Source organism: Pseudoalteromonas sp. TP27, assembly GCF_056470645.1.
The window spans coordinates 452,405-475,228 of the sequence record NZ_JARDAK010000001.1; the positions used below are offsets into that span (position 1 = coordinate 452,405).

The window sequence follows — 22,824 nt, forward strand, 5'->3', positions numbered from 1 at the left end:
CCGACCTACGTTTTCAAATATATTATGCGGGTTATCAAACTATCGGGGGCAGGTCTTGTTTTTTGCCACTAATTACATAAAGGCAAAATGCAAGACCTGACCCGAATGGCACTGCATTAAGCTTTTCCTCCCTTTACTCCAGTATTTTTCCTCTGCTTTGCCGGGTGACCATTTTTCAATATCATAGCTCTAGCTACATGTCTTGGCACCATTAACAATGAATAGGCTGAAGCTCTTCGTTTTATTGCTCGGGGCTCCAGTCTACCAGGTCTTTTCCCTACTTGATGACCTGCAATTAAAAACAAAAAGTCTTCAATGATCATCATCGCATTTTTAAATTTTGAAGTGACAGAGTTCCAAACTTGTAACGTGTTCTTAAAGCTAATTCCCCTGATCTTTAGTTTAAATTTTTTAGCTGTTTGCGCCATTAAGATTCGAATTATATTATTAGCCAAAAAATAGACCCATATTTCTTTTTCACACATTTCAGGGGACTTACAACTAAGCTCCGACATGCCCATTGTTGTCTTCAAATTTCTGAAATCAACTTCAATATTCCACCTACTTTGGTATAGCTTAGCAATATCGCTTTTACTATGTTTCTCTGCTTCAAATAAGGTCGTCACAATAATTTTGTGTTTTACTTTTAATTCCCTAACTTCAATTGTTTTGGGCGTGGATTGATATTGTTCAATCGTCATCCACTCTGGTCTTTGTGGTCGATCATAACCTACAATATGATCACATTTATCCATTGTTTTACCTGTTCTAAAATCATTTTTTTTAGCCCTAGCCCCATTTTGCTGAAAAACCCCATTTATACCGTTACGTTGTAAATAGGCCAACAACCAATAACTGCTGTAGAGTGCATCGCCTATGATTAAATCGCCTTTTTTGAATGTATTTAATATAGCTCTCAGCATTGAATGCTCACTTGCTCCTTTCCCTTTGTAAGGGGCAATTTCTGCATTAATAATAGCCCCACTTTCTAAGCAAAAAATACCTAATGAGCGACAAATTGGAAATCCTAGACCTGCTTTTTGAGCGAACTGCTGCGGATATTTTTCTTGATTTTTAATCGTGTCAGGAAGCGTAAAAGTTGTGCCGTCAATTAAGTAAATATTTCCCTCAATATCACTTCTATTATGTATTTTTTCTGTGATAGCACTCCCAGTGTAATGCACTAATTCCTTAATAAGTTTCAAAGGTAATTTTTGTCGACTACGACAAAAAGGACCTGTTGATTTACTGATGTTCCTTGGTAGTTCATTAATGTTATCAATAATGAAATCATTAACCACACTTACACATGAACGGTCAAAATTTAGCGCCTGTTTAATAAACATTGCGAGGGTTACCGTTGGCGTAAAAATCCGTTCACGATACGCAGGAATATTGCGTTCAATAATCGATGCGATGTGATCTGATTTTAAAATATTTAGAAAATCTGAATCAATAAAATTAGGGGTGTTTTTTAATGCGTTTTGAGGGGATTCAGTGATAAAATAATTCATGCAGTCAGGATCTATTATATTGGTTTGTGGTGAATCAATTATATAATTTTTCTGACTGCTTCTTCTGTATTTTTAATTTTTTAATGTTTATATTCATATGGTTATCGCTTAATGCAGTGCCATTCAGACCTGACCCTATTCACCTTGTTTGGTATGGCTACAGCCCACTCAAATAAACGACAACGTTCAAAGTTAGATAAATGTGAATATTGGGTACCCATGGCACACCTCCTGAACTTATAGTTTAGTAAAGATGGTGCACTTTGACCTTGAATCTGGCAAGATTTGCCCCCTTTGGTTCTTGGTTATAAGCATATAGCTATAGTTGGATAACGATATATGCCGCAAGGATAGTTCAATTTTTGGTTATTTAAAATTATCTATTGGGGTTGTTTTAGGTAACATTTCTCTTATAATGGACTTAAATTAAAGGATTAAATTAACGAGTTAAGGATAAAATACATGCCAGGTCCGTTTTTGAATCATCGACCTCATAATCACCCAAGTATCAAAAGAGATAAGCTGCGCTCAAATCTAGAAAGTGACTTTAATAAATACCAAACAGATATTTTTGTACTTACTCATGAAGAGTTTTTTAAACTATGGGTGGCAGTTCAGGCTGCGCGTGGAAAATCTCAAGCGGAAATTGAACAGTATCTTGCAGAAGTTACAGGTTTATCTATTGCTCAAATCTCACTAGCAAGTGCTGCTACATTTGGTTCTGCAATAAAAGATACACCTTCATTTCTGGCTATAGTAAACGACTTTAAGCGTTCAGGAAACCTCCTTGGTAAATACGAGAGCACTACCCGCAATGGAAAGAAATATATCGTTTTTAAAGGTAACCACAAAGTCAGAACTATTCTAAAAGGAACAAGGTATCTCGCTAATAATACACAAGTAGTAAATGTTGGTGTGGGTAAAGAGGCTTTGAAGCAAGGAGCCAAAAGCGGGTTTTATATTTCAGTATTTTTTTCTGTAACTCTAAATAGTATTAATTGGCTATTTGAAGAGGATTATCGTTGGACAAACTGGTTGGCGACAACGAGTACCGATATCGTTAAAGCTGTTTTAGGTGCCTTAGGAGGGATTCTCTTTGGTTTATTTGTAGCTAAGGCAGCAATTGCTGTAGTAGCAATAGGTGCTGGTATTATTGTGGGAGTTGGTATTAGTATCTTATTAAATAAAGCAGATATAAGACTTAAAATTACCGAATCATTAATAAAATACTTAGAACAAAGAGAAAAAGAATTTATGAGAAGAGCTTCAATAAATATCGGAGAAGAGCTTCATAGAGTCTATTTAGTTACTTCTGAATCAATAGTGAAATCCGTTAAGATTAAAGTAAAAAAAGAGTTGAATGGTTTTATAAATGAGTTAGTTAACCCATGGTAAAAAGTTTAAAACAACGATTTAGTAATATCGACGCTACTTTTTTAATTGCGTTAGTTATCGCAATAGCCCTTACTATTTTAGCTACATGGTTTATGGCGTCTTATGTACTCAATGAAATAATACAAGGGCTACTATATCCATACAGTGATTACCCTGTAATTGTCTCATCGAGTGTTGATATTCTTATTTTTCCTGCTTGGGCTGTAATGTGTTTAGCTGTGTTGATAGGTATTTCTGATGTTTTATTGGACTTAACAGAGAAACCTTTTTTTGACAGTTTAAAAAAGAAATTAGGGTTAGCTGTTGGTGTAATGCTAGTTGTTTCAATAGTAACGCTTATTGCGAATTATGTTACTTGGCAAATTGCAGCTCGCGCTAATGGTTATACCCAGTGCACAAGTGGCAGTAAGCTTTTAGTTGGAAGCAAAACGTCTTCAGTGTGGAGTAAAGAAGAGTATTTATGCTACGACTACGATGTAGACAGACTTTTACCTACAGGAACTCATGAGCAAGTACTTGAGGTAGCTGAGTACCTTAATAAAGACTAATTACTAAGCTTTTACTCAAACAATTGCAATAAGAAAGTAACACACATCTGTTTTGGTGTTGCGAAGAGTCACAGCCCCAAGCTGTTTAAAGAAAGCTTGAGGCTGGTCAGAAGAGATGATATCTACGTGTTTTGTCTTAAATTTTTACGCAGACAAAAATGGCGTTGCCTGAGCGCTGTGCCCATGGGGTTATTTTGTCGTAGTCATGTTCAAATATGTGAATTTCGAAGTACGTCTTTAGGGCTTCTTTAAGCTCGGTATAACTAAAAGCGACCATTGGGTGCTCATCGTGCCATACGAGTGTTTTGTCTGCGGTGGTTTTTTCTATGTTGAGTTTTAACAGCTGTTTATTGCCTGTGCCACTGTAGTGCCAGCCAGATCGAAATGTGAATAAGCTATTTTCACTTGTTGCGGTGTGCTCTACAAATGAATCGCTGTCGATTTTGTTTTTATCAACGGCGTTAAAGCAAAATATTCCACCTGTATTTAATGCACTGTGTACGCTAGCCAGGCATTCTTTTAACTTATCAATACCGTCGCAGTAATGCAGTGAATACAAAAAGCAGGTAATTAAATCCAAGTGCTCTGTGACTTTAAATTCGCTCATGTTTTGCAACGAAAACTGCGCTTCTGGGCAGCGAATTTTTGCTTTATCAAGCATTGGCTGGTTTAAATCAAGACCACTACTTTGGTAACCGTTATCTATAAAATGGCGTACATGCGGGCCGGTGCCACACGCTAAATCGAGATGGGCATTTCCGCCATTGCCAAAAATTTGGTGCAGCCTGTGAATAGAATTGCTTTGGGCTTGATAATCTATATCTGCGCACATTAAATCGTAGTAATCAGAAAGGTCGGTGTAAAGCGCATTTGCGGACATATAAGCCTAGTGGTAAGTAGTAAAATATTTTTAAGTCGCGCATAGTAAACTAGTTACGGCTATTAGCGAAGAAGATATGAGCTTTAGGTTTGTCGGATGGCGCTTCGCTTATCCGAGCTAAGTACACGACCTACGTATTTAAATATTATAGAACGTTGTTATAAAACGGTGTGGAAGTGGAGATTCGTTGGGTTTCGCTACGCTCTACCCAACCTACGTACTATAACTTTAAACTGCGCTTTAACTAATTCCTAAATACTTATGTACTTGTATTGATAGGCGCCAGTTTTTGGCAATACAGGTGTCGATTGCTAATTTGGTTGCTGATACTTTTTGGCTAATTGGCTGTAAGTAAACAAGCTTTGGATTAACGCCTGTTTTAGCAAATAACTCTTCTAACTCTTCTACGTGCTTTTGCATAGCAACGGGGTGTTTAATTTCGTTTGCACGCTTCATGGTGCTGGTAAGTACTTCATAACCGCCGCGCATGTTGATTTTTGGCGATACCGTAACCCATGTTTGCTCTGGGGCAAGTATTTCAAACGTGCCGCTGGTTTCTATTTGTGTGCTAAAACCGTGTTCGTGTAATAAGTTACATACTGGGTTTAAATCGAACATACATGGCTCGCCGCCAGTAATAACTACATGCTTTGCGGTATAACCACGCGATTTAAACAACGCTAAAATTTGCTCTGCGCTGGCGTTAGCCCAATGATCTGAGTCGGCTTTTTTTTCTACGGTTTCGTCCAGCGATACTTTATATACGTTATCAACATCCCACGTTTGCTTAGTGTCGCACCAAGAGCAACCTACTGGGCAGCCTTGCAGGCGCAAAAATATTGAGGGTGTGCCAGTAAAACTTGCTTCACCTTGAATGGTTTCAAACACTTCATTAATTTTGTACAAAAGAGATCTCACTTACTACCTAGCAGCCAAATTGCTACTATTAAAAAACCAAAAAGCGCTGTGCAAAAATTGTTATTTAAGCTGCGGCCGTGTAGTATATCGCGCCCTGATATAAACCTCTATTAAAACTAAGAGCAAAACAGATATGACGCAAAAAGTAGTTGTTATTTATTCCGGCGGTATGGACTCATTTACCGTATTAAATAAAGCCCTGCAACAAGGCCATGATGTGTATGCCCTATCATTTGACTATGGTCAGCGTCATGTAAAAGAGCTTAAAGTGGCAGCAAGTGTGTGTGAAAAATTAAACGTTCCGCATAAAATTGTTGATATTTCGGCGATTAACCAACTTATTGGTGGCTCATCACTTACTGATGATATTGAAGTCCCTGAAGGCCATTACGAAGAAGAAAGCATGAAAAGTACGATTGTACCTAATCGTAATATGATTTTGCTCTCGCTTGCTGTTGGTTACGCGGTATCACTTAAAGCTGGCCAAGTTTATTACGGCGCTCACTCTGGGGATCATGCTATTTACCCTGACTGCCGTCCTGAATTTGTGCAAAAAATGGATGATGTGTGTCGTATTGCTAACTACGACGCTGTAGAAATTTTTAGCCCATACTTAAACAATACTAAAATTGGTATTTTAACCGACGGTATTGAAATGGGTTTAGATTACAGCCAAACGTGGACTTGTTATAACGGCCGTGAAAAGGCCTGTGGTAAATGTGGCGCGTGCCAAGAACGCCTTGAAGCATTTGCACTAAATAACATTACAGACCCGTTAGAATACGAATAAGCAGCAATTAATTAGTAATACAATTGCTGTAAACAAAAAAGGCTATCATCGATAGCCTTTTTTGTTTGTTTAATTTAACGTAGAGATTACAACCAGCGTTTTACCCGCGCTTTATAAGCGGTAAACTCTTCGCCAAATAATTTAGTGAGCGCACGCTCCTCAGGTATTATTTGAAACAACGTTAAATACGCAATAAACCCTATAATACATAAAAGTGCCCACAAGGAACTTAACCAAATACCCCACCCTGCTAAAATAAATGCAAAACCCACATACATAGGATTACGTGAGATTTTATAAATGCCGCTAGTAATAAGTTTTGACGCTTGCTCTGGTTTATTAGGGTTTACTGTGGTGTTTGCTAGTTTAAAGCTCGCCACACCTGCAATACAAAAAACACACCCTATAATGACCAAACTTGCTGCTAAGTAGGTAATAAATGCGGTGAAATCAATAACACTGTAATGCGCAATAAGCGCCATTATGCCTGCAAAAAACAGCACAACAATAACGGGAGGTATTTTATTATTTAACATGGCAACTCACTGTATTGACTAAAGTATGTTTATTATAGTAGCCATTAAACAATATCTAAAGTGTATAAATGATGAACACGCTCAAAGCTGAACTTAAATAAAGTATACAAATTAAGTTACAATTGTCAGCTTTGTCAAAAGCGCTTAAAGGTTATACTTTAACCATAAACGAATAATAAAATGATAAGGAATGAGATTATGTCTGGAACTACGATGATTGTACTTATTGTGCTAATTTCGGTTGGCTCAGGAGTGGTTTACGATATGTACAAAAAGCATCTTGAGTTTAAGCATAAAATGCAAAACAACAACAGCGATGCTCATAAACAATTAGCTGAAACAAACGCACAAGTGCTTGCATTAAAAGAACGTGTACAAACACTTGAAGCTATTGTTACTGATTCAAGCTTTAATGTTAAAGATGAAATTAATAAGCTTTAAATTGTTATAAATAATTTGGATATAAATGCGCGTTTTCTGGCTGCTCAATACCATGTGCAGCTAAAAAGCCACCAATAGCTTGCCCGCAGCCCTGTGGTGCTCGCCCGCTGTCTATCTCAAAGTTTAACTTGTTAGCATGTTGCTTACCCATAGAGCACAGCCCTACGGTACTTGGTGAGCGCATAGCGATACTTAAGTTACCTATTTGTTCAACCGCAACGTGTTTACTAAAGCGGGCAAAACCTTTGTACTTAAATTGCTCGTCTACGTAGTCATTACTTGTAGCTACCAATGTCGCAATTAAGGCGTGTAAAAAGCTATTAGCAGATGAGTCTGCTGTTAAAAACGAAATACTTTTGTTATTAAACTCGCTAAGTTGGCAAACCCCGCATAAAAGCTCAACGGTATATAAATGTTGCTCGGCTATTTGCTGCTGGCTTTTAAGCTCAATACTTTTTCCTGCAAATACAATGCGTTTAAGCACTTCATCAACACGGCTTTTTGCACTTTCGCTTTTAACAAGCTCAGGGTTTTGCGCCATAACAGGTAAGTCGTGGTGGTTATTAAATGGCGTGCTTGTTGCGCCGCTTTGCATTAACTGAAATAGCTCTCTTACTTCATGTTCACGCGCTACTTTTAACGCTAAAAATGCAGTTTGAATAAGCTCTGAAGTAGGTAAGTTTGGCTCTATTATCCAGCGTCTACCAAATAACAGTTTTTTAGCTTTGGCTTCATTTGCAGATGCACTTTTTTGATAGTTGTCGGGGCTGAGCACTGCTACTTGCAGGTAAATTTCGTCACCTTTTTGTGCAGCAAGCACTCTAAAGTGAGCCGAAAACTCAATACTCTCAAGTACTTCGTTTACGCTTTCAAGCGTGTGCTTGTAACGTAAAAAATGTTGTGGTACTACCCAGCTACTATTAGCCAATTGCACAAGGGGTGCATAAGAAATAGGTTGCTCGTAACTGTGTTGCCATTTTTGCTCATTACTAAGCAAATGTTCTATGTGACTCTTGTTATCTGACATAAATAAACCAAATAAACTCGCGTTGTGCGATATAAACTATGAACACATTACGTCGTCAATGTCGTAATTAGATCACATGTACGCCCTACTTTCGGGCTTTTTTAATTATCGGTGAGTCCTTGATAGTCTGTTATGACTTTTTGATAGTATGGCTTATCTTTATTGAGCATTTTATTATAATGATTTATGAGTTGCCGTTGGTAAATACCGTGCTCTGCACAAGTAAAATCCCACATATTATTGCCGGTATGACTAATCTCATTATTGCTACTAAAGCTCACTTCAATCACTTCATAAAAACGTTTGTTGTCGTAAACTATTTGCTCACTTACAAGCCCTAAACCTAATTGCTTTAAACCGACTCGCAACTTATAAGTGTGATGCACTGGGCATAATATAAACCGAACATTATTTAAATGTTCCACTGCGTTATTAGCAATAATTTGTTGTATTAAACTTAACAACAGCTCACCGCCAACACCTGCTATTACAACTGCTTGGCTTTTACTTTGAGCAATTTCAATTTTGCCTACATCCTGACATAAGACCTGCCACTGTGGTTTTTTATTACAGTTTTTTTGTAATTTATTAATCGATGATAATTGCGCTTCTAGGTCGCTCATTAAAGTGGCGACTATATCCACAAATATGACTTGGTTTGCAGCTGCGCGTTTTAATAGCGCCATGCCTAAATAACCATGGTCGCAGCAGCAATCCCAAATAATATCGTGATGCTGCGAAATTAATATATCAATGGCAGTTAGGCGTTTACTAAGCTTCATTTAATCAGCAGGTTGTGACGTTTTGTAAATAAGGGCTTTTAAGCTTCTGTCGCTGTCTACTTCAATAAAGCGTTCGGTAGGGGCTAGGCGCTCAACAAATTCAATGGCGCCTTCGGTGTGCTCGTTTATTAATGCTTTAAACGCGTCTTCACTAAGCTCTGGGCTATTAGCACACAATAACAATTGTGTTGTGTCGCAAAGTAGCTCTGGCAACCTGCGCAGCACTTTTTGGTAGTCTTTAGTTAAAATAAAACTGCCTTTTTGAAAGCTTGGCGGATCAACTATTATTAAGTCAAACGGGGCGGCTTTTTTTAGTTTTCCAAACGACTTTAAAATATCGTGAGGTAAAAAACTGACGCCGCGCTCAAAACCATTTAGTTGATGGTTTTGCTTGCCGACTTTTAGCACCCCTTTGCTCATATCCATGTTCATTACATGATCTGCCCCGCCTTGCATTGCTGCAAGCGAAAACCCACACGTATACGAAAACAAATTAAGCACTTTGCCATGCTTGCTGTTAGCCATTACAAACTCACGGCCGCTGCGCATATCTGGAAATATTCCGGTATTTTGACGGCTCTGTAAATCAACCAAAAAACGAATGCCGTTTTCGGTTACAACATGCGGGTTAGGTAATTGCCCATAAACCACGGTGTTTTGGCTTTGTACGCCAGCGCGTTGCTGATAAACAAGTGACGTAATAAGTTCTGGCTGGTTTGCTTGCGCCCACTGCCACACAACATCGGTAAGCTCGGTTAGTGTTTGCTCGTCAATTTCGTCGTACGAAACCAAAAACAAACTGGGCGGATAAAAGTCTAAATTTATATGGCTCAACGCCTCAACACTGTGGCCTCGGCCATGAAAAACACGGCACAGTTCATTTTTTAAAATTGGCGCATCGTCAAGCGCAGTAATAAGAGGAGTAAAGTTTGCTGTCATTTTTAATTAATCAACTGTTGTTGTAGTTCGTGTATTTCATCGCGAACAGAGCCCGCTTTTTCAAATTCTAAGTCGCTTGCGTATGCATGCATTTTGGTTTCAAGCTGCTTAATTTGTACGGTAATTTCTTTGGCGCTAAGTACCTTTTTAGAGTCTTTACGAACAAGTCTAAGGTTATCTTTAGGGCCGGCTTCTTCGCCTACATCCATCGCATCAAGAATCTTTTTGGCTAGTGAATGCGGTTCTATACCGTGTTCAATATTATAAGCATGCTGAATTTCGCGTCGGCGCGCTGTTTCGTCCATGGCCTTAGCCATCGATTTTGTAATTTTATCACCGTACAAAATAGCGCGGCCATCTAAGTGACGTGCTGCACGACCAATGGTTTGAATAATTGAACGCGCCGAGCGTAAAAAGCCTTCCTTATCGGCATCAAGTATGGCTACAAGCGCCACTTCTGGCATATCTAGACCTTCTCGAAGTAAGTTAATGCCCACTAACACATCAAACACACCCGCACGTAAATCACGAATAATTTCAACCCGTTCAACCGTGTCTATGTCTGAATGTAGGTAACGCACTTTTACGTCGTGCTCACTTAAGTAATCGGTTAAATCCTCAGACATACGTTTGGTAAGTGTAGTTACAAGTACGCGTTCACCCTTCTCTACACTTTTATAAATTTCTGAAAGTAAATCATCAACCTGATCGCCTACTGGGCGCACTTCAATAAGTGGGTCAAGCAGCCCTGTTGGACGAATTACTTGCTCTGCAATTGCGCCCACACAACGCTCTAATTCAAAATCACCAGGTGTTGCCGATACATAAATTGTTTGTGGTGAAATAGCTTCAAATTCTTCAAAGCGCAGCGGCCTGTTATCCATTGCAGAGGGCATTCTGAAGCCATACTCAACTAAGTTTTCTTTACGGCTTCTGTCGCCTTTATACATTGCACCAATTTGCGATACGGTTACATGCGATTCATCAATAATCATCAATGCGTCGTCTGGGAGATAATCAAGTAAGGTAGGCGGTGGATCGCCTGGCGTACGGCCCGATAAATAGCGGCTGTAGTTTTCTATACCAGAGCAATAACCTAGCTCTCGCATCATTTCTATATCGTATTGCGTACGCTGAGTTACACGCTGCTCTTCTACTAATTTATTAGCACTGAGTAACTGCGCTCTTCGATCTTTTAGTTCTTCTTGTATTTTATCGATAGCCCCGAGTATTTTCTCACGCGGGGTAACATAGTGTGTTTTAGGATAAATAGTGGTGCGTATTATATGCTTCTCGACGGCGCCAGTAAGCGGGTCAAAAATACTTAAGCGTTCTATTTCGTCATCAAACATTTCTACGCGAATTGCGAAGGTGCTAGATTCTGCAGGAAATATATCAACCACTTCACCGCGTACACGATACGTACCACGGCTAAAATCTATGTCGTTACGCGTATATTGTATTTCGGCAAGGCGTCGTAGCATGTCGCGTTGATCTACTTTTTCGCCCACTTTTAAAAGCAGCATCATTTTCATGTATGACTTAGGGTCGCCCAAACCATAAATAGCCGATACCGACGCCACAATAATGGTGTCGCGGCGTTCAAGCAGTGCTTTGGTCGCACTTAAACGCATTTGCTCTATGTGCTCGTTTATTGAGGCATCTTTTTCAATAAAGGTGTCGCTTGATACAACATAGGCTTCTGGCTGGTAGTAATCGTAATACGATACAAAATACTCAACCGCATTTTTAGGGAAAAACTCTTTCATCTCGCCGTATAGCTGCGCGGCAAGCGTTTTATTGTGCGCCATTATTATTGTTGGACGGTTTAAGTCGTTAATAATATTAGCCATGGTAAACGTTTTACCTGTACCAGTGGCACCTAATAAAGTTTGATGTGCAAGGCCTGCCTCTAATCCTTCGCACAGCTGTTTAATCGCTGTGGGCTGATCGCCTGCTGGTTCAAAATGTGATTTTAACTGAAAATGGTCGCTCAATTATTGCACTCCTGTAACGATTCGCCGCTCAACGTTTCTAGTTTTTTCATAAACCATTTATACGCCACTATTGCTGTAAATAAGTTGCCTAAAGCAGCGCCAATAAATAGCCCTAATAATCCGGCTATTTCATTGCCTACATAAGCAAATGGTACATAAAATATGAATAACCGAATGACACTTAATACCAGTGCGTACATTGGTTTGTGTAAAGCATTAAACGATGAGTTTGATAATATGATCACCCCTTGTAAGCCATAGCTTAACGGGATGGTATAAATAAAGAGCTTAATTATATCTATTACCGCTTGTTCTTTACCAAATAATTGGCTTATAACACCTGAAAATGCAATGAGTAATACGTAAATGGCAAATTGCCATACCATTACAAATTTTAGTGTGCCTGTGTACGCTTCTTTAACGCGGCACAATTTGCCAGCCCCAAAATTTTGGCTCACAAATGGTGGTAAGGTCATAGATAGCGCAAGCACTAATATACTTGCAATAGATTCTATACGACTGCCTACCCCAAATGCGGCTACAGCCTCTGGGCCGTGGTGCGCAACTATAGCGGTCATTACGGCCATTGCAACCGGTGTAAGCATGTTTGCACCTGCTGCAGGTAAACCAATCTTTAATATTTTACGAATAGCACCAACAACCGTTTGCTTGCCCGCTTTTAGGCTCAACAAACGCTTTTTAAACATTAATATATACAAAATAATAATTACTGCGACTGCCCATGCAATAACACTTGCTATGGCTGCACCTTGAATACCTAAGGCAGGTATTGGCCCAAACCCAAATATCAAAATTGGGTCAAGTATCGCGTTTATAAGCCCTGCTCCGCCCATCACTATACTTGGCGTTTTTGTATCACCACTGGCGCGCAGTACCGAATTACCAATCATGGGGGTTACTAAAAATAAGCTACCAATAAACCATACATTCATGTATTCATGTATTAACGGTAATACTTGTGCGCCCGCTCCGAGTAAAGTAAATATTGGGTCAATCATTAAATACCCAACCGACGACAACACAATAACTAAAACCACACCAACCATTAAAGAAATGCTGGCATCAAAGCGTGCTTCATCAATTTTATTACTACCGAGTGCTTTAGCAATAACCGCAGATGTGCCAATACCCAGTCCTATTGCTAAGCTAATAACGGTAAAAGTAACCGGAAACGTAAAGCTCACAGCAGCAAGTGGCTCGGTGCCAAGTAAGCTTATAAAGAAGGTATCGACAATATTGAACATCATTAGCGTGATCATGCCGAATATCATCGGGATGGTCATCGTCTTTAATGTAGGCAAAATGGGATCGTTTAGTAAATCTGGGCGAGTCTGAGATTTTGAAATTGCACGCATAAAATAAATAGGCCTCTTTTACTGAACGGATCATTTTAAAGCATCAAGGCAGTTCAAGCCACGGATTTATCACCACTATTGGTGTAACAAAGTAACTAATGATTCGAAAACGTAGTTTTCGCACCTTTTTGTTAAAACAGAGCCTAAACAGCTTAAAAAGAAATTAAGACACATTATTGTAACTTTTATTACAAACCCTCTATGTTATCTGGTGATTTTTCACACAAATCGATAGCTTACTTTATCGTTATGAAAAAATTCCCTCATCGAGTTACACTCGCTCGCCATTAAAACATAACCCACTGTTTTATAAGCGATTAAAAATAATGATTTAAAAGCTTGAAATCGTTGCAGCACCCTAGACCAGTGGTGCCAATGGTGTTCTTAAAGTTTCATAAACAGAGTTATCCACAGAAACCGTGGATAACTCATTCAAACCCGCATTTATAAAGGCTTTGAGAGACTCGCAATTTTAGCTACGGATCAACCAATCCACCATTCGCGAATTGTGGCATTTTTATAAATTCACACTAAAAATTGTAGCTCACCGGTTTTTCTTCTTAACATAGTTGTACGTTGGTAAACAAAAAACGTTTAAGACAAAGTTAAGTTATTGATTGTTCTATTTTTGAACGCAGAAAATAAATACCCTATTTATAAATAGTGATTAGATCACAATTAAGGGTAAAAAATACTTCTGTGAATATTCACAGAAGTAATTTTTTAGAAATTTAAAGCAAAAAAGTAAATAAATGCGAAGAATACCCACTAGGAAAAAAATGAGTTTTTATGTTTTTGGGCTGATTTTTAATTACAAGTGACTTTAATAGCGTATTTAATTTAACCAATTTAAAGACTCAACAATAATAAAAGTCACATTGGTGTTCTTAAATTTTCATAAAAATAACTTTAATAGAGCTACAAAACACGCAGATCGAACACAAAAACAACGAATAAACCTCTTTTTTCAATTTATGACTTTTATATGTTGACACTTAGCGGCTCCATCATTAATATTTCGCCCCGTTGAAAGGCAAGACGCTTCCCCCTTAGCTCAGTTGGTTAGAGCGACGGACTGTTAATCCGCAGGTCCCCCGTTCGAGTCGGGGAGGGGGAGCCAAGTTTTTCAACCATAAACGATTCCCCCTTAGCTCAGTTGGTTAGAGCGACGGACTGTTAATCCGCAGGTCCCCCGTTCGAGTCGGGGAGGGGGAGCCAAGTTTATGTTTATGATGTAGTTCCCCCTTAGCTCAGTTGGTTAGAGCGACGGACTGTTAATCCGCAGGTCCCCCGTTCGAGTCGGGGAGGGGGAGCCAAATCATCATAATAATATCACTACTTTAGTTCCCCCTTAGCTCAGTTGGTTAGAGCGACGGACTGTTAATCCGCAGGTCCCCCGTTCGAGTCGGGGAGGGGGAGCCAACTCTAAGAATTTCATAGACATCCTATACTAATTCCATTACCCTCTCATACATAACTAAAATATTATTTTTATTACTAATATACTGTAACTTAGTTTATTAATCAGGGACTTAACTCCTTTCCTTTTGAACTATTAAAAGACTGAAAAAATGGCTGGATTTAAAAAATTTATTTTTATTCAAATTATTTCTTGGCTATTGTGTGTAGCAGCAGGAAGTTACTTTATATCTATAGGCTTTGATAACGCAGTAAGCGATGCACAAAAAAATGCACAAAACACTGTAAATAAATACATTAGTGACCTCTCTTTAAGCGAAATTTCTGCTCAAAATTTAAAACAATCCATTGCAGATGGTAAAACGTTTTCAAACTTTACTTTAAGGGATTATCAAGATGCTGAGGTATTTAGCATTAACCCCCCTACCCAATTACCAATGTTTGCTGATTTTGTACTAGCGAGCTTTAACTCAGTACGCCCTCAGTTTGCAGTAAATGATGCTAAAGATATAAGAGTCGAATTTGTACTTAACATTGAACATTTAGCAGCTCCGCTTCAAACATCTCTTTTTATTGTTCTTTTTATCTCTGCTATTTTAGTTATTATTCCAGTAATTCTAATGCAATCTATTTTTTATCGTTTAAATAAAAATATAAGCATAACCGTTGCCGATATTATCGATATTTATATCAATCAAAATCAAGCTGATAATGATTTAGGTGCAGCATTAGATGGCACTAAACTAAAAAAAATGGGCAAAGATTTAGTCCCTAGCTTTAATCGTTTATCTCACTTTTTAAAAAGTAAAAACGAAGACTTACAAAGCGCAGCTATGAGTATTAAACATGAAGCGTATAAAGATGTAGTGACCTCGTTTGGCAATCGTAATATGTTTGTTGAGTATTACGAAAAAAACATTGAAAACAGTGAACAAAGTACATTTGGTTCTTTAGCTATGGTTCGTTGTAGCGAATTACAGGCTATAAACCAGAGCCGTGGTTATCAAAAAGGTGACGAATACGTTAAAGGCGTTGCCGATATTATTAAGCATATAAGTGGCACATACACTGGCAGCCAAATATTTAGATTAAATAGCTCTGACTTTGCTGTAGTACTTCCTCACATCCCTTTAAAAGAAGCAGAACGTTTTGGTGAAAATTTGCAATCGCGTTTTACTCAATTCCAACAAAACCAAGAATTAAGCTCTGTTGCTAACACCGGTATCGTAGGTTACGAGAAAGGCAAACCTTTAGGTGAACTGCTTTCTGTTGTTGATAACGCGATGAGCATGGCGCAATCAAAACAAGTAAATGCTTGGCACGTACAGCGTGAAAGCGACTTATTAAACAACGTAAGTGCTGGATTTGGTAATCAAAATTGGCGTAAAGTTATTAACGAGGTTATTGAATCAAAACGCGTACACTTAGTTATGCAAAGTATTATGCCATTAGGTAAAAACATAAAAGCCTATGCTGAAATACAAGTGCGATTTAAAACAGAAGACAATCAAGTTCTCCCTACAGCCTCTTTTTTAGCGATGGCTGAAAAGCTAGATATGGCAATCGAAATTGACCGCCTAATTATTGACTCTTCCCTTGAAAAAGTGAAAAGTCGCAACTTATCTGAAAAATATTTTGGCTTAAATGTCACAGCCTCAAGTGCACATAACGATCAGTTTGTTATTTGGTTAGAGCGCCGTTTATTAAAAGACATGCACATCGCCTCTAAACTTATTTTTGAAGTAAGTGAATTTGGCTTACAAAAAAATATTAAAGCCAGTAAGCGCTTTATTGATATGGTGCACCGCGTAGGCGCCCGCGTTACAGTTGAACGCTTTGGTGTTGGTTTAACCTCATTTAAGTTTTTCCGCGATTTAAAACCTGACTTTATTAAAATGGATGCAAGTTACACTCGCGGCCTAGAAGATGATAAAAACAATCAGTACTTTATGCGTTTAATGGTCGATTTAGCCCACCGTATAGGTGTTAGCGTATTTGCTGAAGGTGTTGAGAGCCAAGAAGAAAAGCACATTATAGAAACCTTGTGTTTAGATGGCGTTCAAGGTTATTACATAGAAAAACCTAAAGACATTTAATTAGTTTTTAATTAATACAAAAAAGAGCATTCGTTGCTCTTTTTTTGTTTCTACTATTTTATCCTTACATCAAAATCACATTAATTTTACAGCCTTGTGATCAATATGTTTGTCCTCGCGTTTATTTAACTGATAACGACTCGCAAATGTTGTTTATCGGGGCAGAAAAAAGGATAATACGCAGGACTTTAATAGCGTGAGGCACACATGACAGAATATGTCTTGTTATTGATTGGAACCGTTCTAGTTAATAACTTTGTATTAGTACAATTTTTAGGCTTATGTCCGTTTATGGGCGTATCAGGTAAGCTTGATACGGCGATTGGTATGTCTTTGGCAACCACGTTTGTGCTTACTCTTGCCTCGGTGACTAGCTATTTAGTTAATCAATATATTTTAATCCCTCTGGATATCGAATTTTTACGTACCATGAGCTTTATTTTAGTGATTGCCGTTGTAGTGCAATTTACCGAAATGGTTGTGCGTAAAACAAGCCCTACCCTATATCGTTTACTAGGCATATTTTTACCGCTGATCACCACTAACTGTGCGGTATTAGGTGTTGCTCTATTAAATATCAAAGAAGATCATTCGTTTTTACAATCTGCAGTTTATGGTTTTGGTGCTGCAGTTGGTTTTTCTTTGGTGCTTGTATTGTTTGCAGCGCTACGAGAGCGTTTAGCGGCGGCTGATGTTCCTACGCCTTTTAAAGGTGCCTCCATTGCAATGATCACCGCTGGCTTAATGTCGATGGCGTTTATGGGTTTTACTGGATTAGTGAAGTTTTAATATGACCTTGTTTTATGCCTTGATAGCGATTGGCTCGCTAGCACTCGTTTTTGGACTTATTTTAGGATTTGCAGCAATACGCTTTCGTGTTGAAGGCAACCCTATTGTTGAACAAATTGATACTATTTTGCCGCAAACTCAATGCGGACAATGTGGCTACCCAGGTTGTCGCCCATACGCCGAAGCAATTGCCAATGGTGATGAAATAAATAAATGCCCACCGGGCGGCGAATCAACCATGAAAAAGCTTGCCGGCTTAATGGGGGTTGATGAAAAACCACTTGCTGGCGGCGAGCAAGCAGAACCTATAAAAACAGTGGCTTATATTCGCGAAGATGAATGTATTGGTTGTACCAAATGTATTCAGGCCTGCCCTGTTGACGCTATTTTAGGCGCGACTCGCCAAATGCATACGGTGTTAATTGATGAATGTACCGGCTGCGACTTATGTGTTGAGCCTTGTCCTGTAGATTGCATTGATATGCTACCTGTAGCCGAAACTAAACAAAACTGGAAATGGCAACTAGATGCTATTCCTGTTACACAAATAGATTAGAGGTTTGAGTGGACAAGTTACTTGAACAAATAAAAAAAGGCACCGTGTGGGCATTTCCTGGCGGCATACACCCACCACAACAAAAGTCACTCTCTAATAGTGCGAGTATTACTCGCCTACCGTTGCCCGATAAACTTATTGTTGCGCTTAAACAACACATAGGCGCAAATGGCAAGTTACTGGTAGAAAAAGGTCAACACGTATTAAAAGGCCAACCACTTACAGCGCCTGCTGCTAACTGGTCGGTACCTGTGCATGCGCCAAGTTCTGGTGTTATTACCGATATAGCACCAATGCCATCGGCACATCCTTCGGCTCTACCTGAACTAAGTGTTATTATTGAACCAGATGGCAAAGACGAATGGACAGCTCTAAATAAAAATAAAAGCCCTGCTGAACTTAGTCATGATGAGCTGATAAATATTATTCACCAAGCCGGTATTAGCGGTATGGGTGGTGCTGGTTTTCCTACTTATGTGAAAGCGGATACCAAGCAACCTATCGAATTTTTGATTGTAAATGCCGTTGAGTGCGAACCTTATATTACTGCCGATGACGTTTTAATGCGCGAACACGCAAAAGAAGTTATCCAAGGCATTGAAATAATGCAGCAGCTTTTAAACCCAACACTGTGCATTGTGGGTATAGAAGATAATAAGCCTGAAGCCATTGCTGCTATGAAGCTGGCAGCTGAGCATAACTCAAAAATTATTATTCAAACGGTTCCCACTATTTATCCATCGGGTGGTGAAAAGCAATTAATTAAATTACTTACTAACCGTGAAGTTCCCAGCATTGGTATTCCTGCTGATATTGGTATTTTAGTGCATAACACGGGTACTTTATTTGCCGTACAGCAAGCCGTTTATGAAGGTAAACCACTGATTGAACGTGTAGTTACCGTAACAGGTAACACTATACATAATCCAGGGAATGTATGGGCGCTCCTTGGCACTGAAATAAAGCACTTACTTGATTGCCAAGGTTTTTCGCCTGTACCGCAACAAAGTGTTGTAATGGGCGGCCCTATGATGGGCTTTACGCTACCCACAGTTCGTATTGGTATAGTTAAAACAACTAACTGTATTTTAGCGCCTGATCATAAAGAGCTTGCAGAGCCCGGCCCTGAAAAAGCCTGTATACGTTGTAGCGCTTGTGCTGATGCTTGCCCGGCTTCTTTATTGCCACAGCAATTACAATGGTTTGCTAAATCAAAAGAGTACGACAAACTACAAGAGCACAATTTATTTGACTGTATTGAATGTGGTGCTTGTGCATATGTGTGCCCAAGCGAAATCCCTCTTGTGCAGTACTACCGTATAGCCAAAGTTGAAATTAAAGAACAACAAGCTGACAAAATTAAAGCCGACAGAGCAAAAGAGCGTTTTGATGCACGCAAAGAGCGCCTAGAGCGTGAGCAAGAAGAACGTAAAAATCGTCATAAGCGTAAACCTGCCGCTAAATCAGACGACGAAAAGCAAAAAGTGGCCGATGCTCTCGCCCGAGTTAAGAACAAATCAGATAACGGCGATGAAAAATCAGCGGTTGCTGCCGCTATTGCACGCGCTAAAGCTAAAAAGCAACAAGGCGAAGAGTTAGAGCCTGATAACAGCGAAGTAGCAAAAGAGCGCGCACTACGTAAAGAACAAGCTCGACTGTATAAAGAACAAAAATCTCAAACAGAGGTATCAACCGATACTGCACCCGTTGATGATAAAAAATCAGCAGTAGCGGCAGCCATTGCGCGTGCTAAAGCCAAAAAGGCAGCACAAGCAGTGAGTGAAGAGCCACAGAACGATGCCCCAGTTGATGATAAAAAAGCAGCAGTAGCGGCAGCCATTGCACGTGCTAAAGCTAAAAAAGCGGCACAAGCAGTGAGTGAAGAGCCACAAAGCGATGCCCCTGTTGATGATAAAAAAGCAGCGGTAGCGGCGGCCGTTGCTCGTGCGAAAGCTAAAAAAGAAGCTAAAGCACTAGAAGAAGCCGAGCAAACCGTAAGTGAAGAACCACAAAGCGATACGCCTGCTGATGACAAAAAAGCAGCCGTAGCGGCGGCCATTGCTCGTGCAAAAGCTAAAAAAGAAGCTAAAGCATTAGAAGAAGCCGAGCAAACCGTGAGTGAAGCGCCACAAAGCGCGGCCCCCGTTGATGATAAAAAAGCAGCGGTAGCTGCGGCCATTGCGCGCGCAAAAACCAAAAAAGCGGCTAAAGCACTTGCACAAGCCGAACAAACTCAAGAGCTACAAATTGATAGTGCTGCACCTAATAGTGCAGAAAGTAACACCGATGACTCATCAAATTCTACTGAAGCAGATAAACCTAAATCAGCCGACGATAAGAAAAAAGCCGCCGTGGCTGCTGCAATTGCGAGAGCAAAAGCTAAAAAGTTACAAAAAGAAGGAAATAATCAGTCATGAAATTAACCATGGCCAGTTCGCCGCATAATCACAGCCATAAATCGTTAACGCGATTAATGCTCACGGTTATAGCTGCTTGTATTCCTGGGCTAATTGCTCAAGTTTTCTTTTTTGGAACCGGTGTACTTATTCAACTGGTGCTCGCGCTCGTTGCTGTAAGCGCTTTTGAAGCTGCCATAATGCTAATGCGAAAGCGCCCTGTTTGGCCTACACTGAGTGATGGCAGTGCATGGCTTACTGGTATGTTATTGGCATTGAGTATTCCGCCCCTTGCCCCTTGGTGGATAATCGTTATTGGCTGTTTATTTTCTATTGTTATAGTTAAACAGCTTTATGGCGGCCTTGGGTTTAATTTATTTAATCCAGCAATGGCGGCTTATGTACTGCTGTTAGTTTCGTTCCCTGTGCAAATGACCGCGTGGCTGCCTGTCACCGATTTAATAAATACGCCAATAGGCTTTGCAGAACAGCTAAGACTCATATTTACCGATTTTACGGCCTCTGGGTTTAGTCTAGATCAAGTACGTGCAGGAGTTGATGGCCTAACAATGGCAACACCACTGGATACTGTTAAAACAGACATAGCACACGGTTTAACCGTTACCGAAAGCATGCAAAAGCCATTATTTAACGAATGGGCTGGACTTGGTTGGGTGTGGGTTAACTTAGGCTTTTTAGCCGGTGGTTTATACTTATTAAAAGCAAAAATAATTAACTGGCATATTCCCGTAAGTTTTATCGCAAGTTTAGCTGTATGTAGTGCTATTGGTTATATTGCAGCACCAGGTACGGAGCCCGGCACCCTATTTCACTTATTAAGTGGTGCCACTATGATGGGGGCCTTTTTTATAGCAACCGATCCGGTATCTGCAGCAACCACCAATAAAGGGCGCTTAATTTATGGCGCGCTAATTGGCTTATTGATTTATTTAATTCGCACCTTTGGTGGCTACCCTGATGCCATCGCCTTTAGCGTATTATTGATTAATATTGCAGTACCGCTAATTGACTACTACACACAGCCGAGAACTTACGGTCATGGGGCAGTAAAATGATTATTTCTTCAATGGCCAAAAACGGCGCCATTTTAACGGCCTTTGCGCTGGTAACTACGGGTTTAGTTGCCTCTATCAACGCACTTACTGCTGATAAAATTGCAGAGCAAGAACAGCTGCAACTTACTGCGCAACTACAAGAGGTACTCGACCCAAAATCTTACGACAATCAATTATCACAAGATTGCGTAATTATTACTGACGAAAAGCTAGGCCCACACGCAGACCAAGTAATTTATCGTGCTCGTAAAAACAATAAACCGGTCGCTGTTGTTATTAGGCATGTTACGCCCAACGGTTACAGTGGCGATATTAACTTATTAACAGCCGTATTGAGCGATGGCACTATTGCTGGCGTTCGTACTACTAAACACGAAGAAACCCCTGGTTTAGGCGACAAAGTCGAAGTTAAAAAATCACTTTGGATCACAACATTTAAAAGCTTAACAGTTGAAGGTGAAGACGACGCTCGTTGGGCCGTAAAAAAAGATGGCGGCCAGTTTGATCAATTTACTGGTGCAACCATAACGCCTCGTGCTGTTGTGGGTTCGGTTAAAAACGCCGTATTGTTCGCACAAACTAATTTTGATGATATTTTTGCAGCGCCTAATGGTGAATGTGTAGAGGTAACTAAATGAGTGAGTTAAAAACATTATATAAAGACGGTATATGGGTAAATAACCCTGCACTTGTGCAGCTGTTAGGTTTATGTCCGTTACTTGCCGTTACATCAACTGTTACAAATGCCTTAGGTTTAGGCTTAGCAACCTTACTCGTACTAATAGGCTCTAATGTTACCGTATCAATTGTACGTAACTGGGTGCCAAAAGATATTCGTATACCTGTATTTGTCATGATCATCGCGGGCTTTGTAACCATTGTTCAATTACTGATGAACGCTTATACCTTTGGTTTATATCAATCATTGGGAATTTTTATCCCGTTGATTGTAACTAACTGCGCCATTATTGGCCGCGCCGAAGCATACGCCTCTAAAAATCCTGTTCATTTATCAGCATTTGACGGCTTAATGATGGGCTTAGGCTTTATGATTGTGCTTGTTGTTTTAGGCGCAATGCGCGAACTAATTGGTCAAGGTACTTTATTTGACGGTGCCGACTTATTACTTGGTCCATGGGCACAAAGTTTACGCATAGAAGTATTTAACTTTGATAACCAATTTTTACTCGCCATTTTACCACCGGGTGCCTTTTTAGGCCTTGGATTACTTATTGCCGCTAAAAACGTAATTGACGCACAAATAAAATCAAAACAAATTGCACCGCCAGAGGCAGAAAAAGGCCCTCGCGCACGCGTTACTAGCTTAACTTAAGGGGAAAACGCATTAA

General features: G+C 39.6%; 20 protein-coding genes and 4 tRNA genes. 15 read left to right on the forward strand and 9 right to left on the reverse strand.

The genetic code is table 11. The features are described 5' to 3' along the window. Positions 1–116: 116 nt before the first annotated feature. Positions 117–1,514: an IS4 family transposase gene (locus PX700_RS02005; RefSeq protein WP_479519702.1), complete on the reverse strand. Its 1,398-nt coding sequence runs from the start codon at positions 1,512–1,514 to the stop codon at positions 117–119. A gap of 462 nt (positions 1,515–1,976) precedes the next feature. Here PX700_RS02005 and PX700_RS02010 point away from each other — a divergent pair, with 462 nt between their 5' ends. Then, complete coding sequence (locus PX700_RS02010) at positions 1,977–2,909, forward strand: hypothetical protein (RefSeq protein ID WP_479519703.1); 933 nt, start codon at positions 1,977–1,979, stop codon at positions 2,907–2,909. Then, positions 2,903–3,457, forward strand: coding sequence for a hypothetical protein (locus PX700_RS02015; protein ID WP_479519704.1), 555 nt, complete (start codon positions 2,903–2,905; stop codon positions 3,455–3,457). The genes PX700_RS02010 and PX700_RS02015 overlap by 7 nt, the downstream gene beginning before the upstream one ends. Positions 3,458–3,593: 136 nt before the next feature. Here the strand turns inward: PX700_RS02015 and PX700_RS02020 are convergent, their stop codons facing one another. Together PX700_RS02020 and queE are read right to left on the reverse strand one after the other, a co-directional pair. Next, complete coding sequence (locus PX700_RS02020; protein ID WP_479519705.1) at positions 3,594–4,337, reverse strand: class I SAM-dependent DNA methyltransferase; 744 nt, start codon at positions 4,335–4,337, stop codon at positions 3,594–3,596. Between the two features lie 240 nt (positions 4,338–4,577). Further along, complete coding sequence (gene queE, locus PX700_RS02025) at positions 4,578–5,243, reverse strand: 7-carboxy-7-deazaguanine synthase QueE (RefSeq protein ID WP_415638432.1); 666 nt, start codon at positions 5,241–5,243, stop codon at positions 4,578–4,580. Between the two features lie 145 nt (positions 5,244–5,388). Here queE and queC point away from each other — a divergent pair, with 145 nt between their 5' ends. Continuing rightward, complete coding sequence (gene queC, locus PX700_RS02030; RefSeq protein WP_165740065.1) at positions 5,389–6,045, forward strand: 7-cyano-7-deazaguanine synthase QueC; 657 nt, start codon at positions 5,389–5,391, stop codon at positions 6,043–6,045. Between the two features lie 86 nt (positions 6,046–6,131). Here queC and PX700_RS02035 read toward each other — a convergent pair whose 3' ends face one another. Continuing rightward, positions 6,132–6,581: a methyltransferase family protein gene (locus tag PX700_RS02035; RefSeq protein WP_479519706.1), complete on the reverse strand. Its 450-nt coding sequence runs from the start codon at positions 6,579–6,581 to the stop codon at positions 6,132–6,134. A gap of 198 nt (positions 6,582–6,779) precedes the next feature. Here PX700_RS02035 and PX700_RS02040 point away from each other — a divergent pair, with 198 nt between their 5' ends. After that, the gene (locus PX700_RS02040) at positions 6,780–7,022 is read left to right on the forward strand and encodes a hypothetical protein (RefSeq protein WP_010553668.1); all 243 of its coding nucleotides are present in this window, start codon (positions 6,780–6,782) and stop codon (positions 7,020–7,022) included. A 4-nt stretch (positions 7,023–7,026) separates the two neighbouring features. On the opposite strand, the gene PX700_RS02045 is transcribed toward PX700_RS02040, so the two are convergent. From PX700_RS02045 to PX700_RS02065, 5 genes are all read right to left on the reverse strand, one after another. Then, positions 7,027–8,049 (reverse strand): hypothetical protein, encoded by a 1,023-nt coding sequence (locus PX700_RS02045; protein ID WP_479519707.1) that lies wholly within the window; start codon positions 8,047–8,049, stop codon positions 7,027–7,029. 101 nt (positions 8,050–8,150) lie between these two features. Beyond that, entirely contained in the window at positions 8,151–8,831 is a 681-nt protein-coding gene (locus tag PX700_RS02050; protein ID WP_479519708.1) for a tRNA (adenine(22)-N(1))-methyltransferase TrmK, read from the reverse strand. Continuing rightward, positions 8,832–9,770, reverse strand: coding sequence for a class I SAM-dependent methyltransferase (locus tag PX700_RS02055; RefSeq protein WP_479519709.1), 939 nt, complete (start codon positions 9,768–9,770; stop codon positions 8,832–8,834). It abuts the gene before it with no gap. Positions 9,771–9,772: 2 nt separating this feature from the next. Beyond that, the gene (gene uvrB / locus PX700_RS02060) at positions 9,773–11,767 is read right to left on the reverse strand and encodes an excinuclease ABC subunit UvrB (RefSeq protein ID WP_479519710.1); all 1,995 of its coding nucleotides are present in this window, start codon (positions 11,765–11,767) and stop codon (positions 9,773–9,775) included. After that, on the reverse strand, positions 11,764–13,143 hold the full coding sequence (locus PX700_RS02065) for an MATE family efflux transporter (protein ID WP_415638393.1): 1,380 nt from the start codon (positions 13,141–13,143) through the stop codon (positions 11,764–11,766). Before PX700_RS02065 ends, uvrB begins: the two co-directional genes overlap by 4 nt. A 1,043-nt stretch (positions 13,144–14,186) precedes the next feature. Between PX700_RS02065 and PX700_RS02070 the strand changes: the two genes are divergently transcribed. The 11 genes from PX700_RS02070 to PX700_RS02120 all read left to right on the forward strand — a co-directional run bounded on the left by PX700_RS02070 (position 14,187) and on the right by PX700_RS02120 (position 22,808). Then, positions 14,187–14,263 (forward strand) — tRNA-Asn (locus tag PX700_RS02070). A 21-nt stretch (positions 14,264–14,284) separates the two neighbouring features. Next, positions 14,285–14,361: transfer RNA gene (locus tag PX700_RS02075), tRNA-Asn, on the forward strand. 21 nt (positions 14,362–14,382) lie between these two features. Further along, positions 14,383–14,459: transfer RNA gene (locus tag PX700_RS02080), tRNA-Asn, on the forward strand. Positions 14,460–14,488: 29 nt separating this feature from the next. Then, positions 14,489–14,565 (forward strand) — tRNA-Asn (locus tag PX700_RS02085). A gap of 149 nt (positions 14,566–14,714) precedes the next feature. Beyond that, positions 14,715–16,658, forward strand: coding sequence for an EAL domain-containing protein (locus PX700_RS02090; protein ID WP_479519711.1), 1,944 nt, complete (start codon positions 14,715–14,717; stop codon positions 16,656–16,658). A 207-nt stretch (positions 16,659–16,865) separates the two neighbouring features. Beyond that, positions 16,866–17,447, forward strand: a complete 582-nt coding sequence (gene rsxA / locus PX700_RS02095) for an electron transport complex subunit RsxA (RefSeq protein ID WP_008134172.1) — start codon at positions 16,866–16,868, stop codon at positions 17,445–17,447. A gap of 1 nt (position 17,448) precedes the next feature. Next, positions 17,449–18,003, forward strand: a complete 555-nt coding sequence (gene rsxB, locus PX700_RS02100) for an electron transport complex subunit RsxB (protein WP_002960333.1) — start codon at positions 17,449–17,451, stop codon at positions 18,001–18,003. Between the two features lie 8 nt (positions 18,004–18,011). Beyond that, positions 18,012–20,420, forward strand: a complete 2,409-nt coding sequence (rsxC, locus tag PX700_RS02105) for an electron transport complex subunit RsxC (protein ID WP_415638390.1) — start codon at positions 18,012–18,014, stop codon at positions 20,418–20,420. Beyond that, a complete protein-coding gene (rsxD, locus tag PX700_RS02110; protein WP_415638389.1) occupies positions 20,417–21,475 on the forward strand; it encodes an electron transport complex subunit RsxD in 1,059 nt (352 codons plus the stop codon). The genes rsxC and rsxD overlap by 4 nt, the downstream gene beginning before the upstream one ends. Further along, positions 21,472–22,113 (forward strand): electron transport complex subunit RsxG, encoded by a 642-nt coding sequence (rsxG, locus tag PX700_RS02115; protein ID WP_479519712.1) that lies wholly within the window; start codon positions 21,472–21,474, stop codon positions 22,111–22,113. The genes rsxD and rsxG overlap by 4 nt, the downstream gene beginning before the upstream one ends. Further along, complete coding sequence (locus tag PX700_RS02120) at positions 22,110–22,808, forward strand: electron transport complex subunit E (protein ID WP_415638387.1); 699 nt, start codon at positions 22,110–22,112, stop codon at positions 22,806–22,808. Before rsxG ends, PX700_RS02120 begins: the two co-directional genes overlap by 4 nt. Positions 22,809–22,824: the final 16 nt, after the last annotated feature.